The sequence below is a fragment of the Arthrobacter alkaliphilus genome, from assembly GCF_021483235.1.
GTDB lineage: Bacteria > Actinomycetota > Actinomycetes > Actinomycetales > Micrococcaceae > Arthrobacter > Arthrobacter alkaliphilus.
In genome coordinates, this window is sequence record NZ_JAKEEC010000058.1 from 1 (window position 1) to 1,289 (window position 1,289).

Here is a 1,289-nt window from a genome sequence, read left to right on the forward strand (position 1 = left end):
CCGTACCCGAGCCAGCAGATCCGGGCCGGGAGGCCTTCGAACTCCACACGCTCGGCCGCGGCGTCAAGCCACTTGTGCAGGTGGGTGTTCTCGGGGAAGAGCTCCTTGATGGCCTTGTCGGTCACCGCGATGTCCTCGGGGTCCCCGGACAGCGCGACCCAGCGGAACGGGCCCAGTCCTTCGCAGAACAGGGGCCGGATGTAGGCCGGGACGAAACCGGGGAACTCGAACGCCCGGTCATAGCCGCCCTTGCGGGCCTCGTCACGGATGGAGTTGCCGTAGTCGAACACCTCGGCCCCGGCGTCCTGGAACTCGACCATGGCCTGGACGTGCCGGGCCATGGAGGCCTGGGCCTTCTTCGTGAACCCTTCCGGGTCCGCTTCGGCCTCGGTGTGCCATTCGTCCACGGTGATGCCCTCGGGCAGGTAGGACAGCGGATCATGCGCACTCGTCTGGTCGGTCACGACATCAATGGTGATGTCCCCGGCCTTGTGGCGGCGGAGCAGTTCGGGGAAGACCTCGGCGGCGTTGCCAACATACCCGACGGACCAGCCGCGCCGCTCAGCCTTGGCCTTCTGGACTTTCGCGATCGCGGCGTCCAGGTCGGTTTCGACCTCGTCCAGATAGCGTTTGCCGGCCCGGCGGCGCAGCCGGGACTCGTCCACGTCCACGATCAGGCACGCCCCGTCGTTCAGGGTCACCGCGAGCGGCTGCGCCCCGCCCATGCCCCCGCACCCGCCGGTCAGGGTCAGGGTCCCGGCGAGCGGGCCCTCGGCCGAACCCGCAGCGGCGGGAGCCGGGTGCCGGCCCTCGGCCAACAGTTTGTTGCCGACGGCGGCGAAGGTTTCGTAGGTGCCTTGCAGGATGCCCTGGGTGCCGATGTAGATCCAGGACCCGGCGGTCATCTGCCCGTACATCATCAGGCCCTCGGCCTCCAGGCGGCGGAACTCCGGCCACGTCGCCCAGTCACCCACCAGGTTCGAGTTCGCCAGCAACACCCGCGGTGCCCACTCATGGGTGCGGAACACACCCACCGGCTTGCCCGACTGCACCAGCAGGGTCTCGTCCTTCTCCATGGTCTCCAGCGTCCGGGTGATCGCGTCGAACGCGGCCCAGGACCGGGCAGCCCGGCCCGTGCCCCCGTACACCACCAGATCATCCGGACGCTCAGCGACCTCCGGGTCCAGGTTGTTCATCAACATCCGCAACGGCGCCTCGGTCTGCCAACTCTTCGCGGTCAGCTCCGTGCCGCGCGCGGCCTTGACCGGACGAGCTCCGGTAGTGAAATC

The 1,289-nt window shown here is 68.7% G+C and carries 1 protein-coding gene; it reads right to left on the bottom strand.

Annotated elements, in window-relative coordinates; translation table 11 throughout:
* On the bottom strand, window positions 1–1,289 hold a 1,289-nt coding region (gene hutU, locus L0B83_RS19575; protein ID WP_234760233.1), incomplete at both ends, for a urocanate hydratase.